A 275-nucleotide genomic window follows, 5' to 3' on the forward strand; every position below is an offset into this window, starting at 1 on the left:
TCGTGGAAGCGTGAGCTCTTAGAAGGCATAACGATACTCAGAGGCCAGCCCTGGCTCTGGATCACAATTCTCGCCTTCTGCTTCATTAATATTTGTTATAACGGCATTATTGTTATTCTCGTCCCTTGGCTGTTCAAGGTGCACCTTGGGCTCGATCCGCTCATGTACGGGATTGGGATTACCTGCTCAGGGGCTGGGGCTATTGCGGCGGCGATTATTTTCGGTTCGAGGGCACGGTGGATGCATAGAGGCATTCTGGCTTACGGCGCTGTCAT

1 protein-coding gene is annotated in these 275 nt (G+C 52.0%); it reads right to left on the reverse strand.

The genetic code is table 11. The features are described 5' to 3' along the window. Positions 1–18 precede the first annotated feature (18 nt). Positions 19–144 carry a hypothetical protein gene (locus tag KVT27_RS27150; protein WP_256449047.1) on the reverse strand — a complete coding sequence of 42 codons (126 nt, stop codon included), beginning with the start codon at positions 142–144 and terminating at the stop codon, positions 19–21. Between the last annotated feature and the right edge of the window lie 131 nt (positions 145–275).

Source organism: Lysinibacillus sp. GbtcB16 (assembly GCF_019091145.1).
In the GTDB taxonomy this organism is placed as follows: Bacteria; Bacillota; Bacilli; order Bacillales_A; family Planococcaceae; genus Lysinibacillus; species Lysinibacillus fusiformis.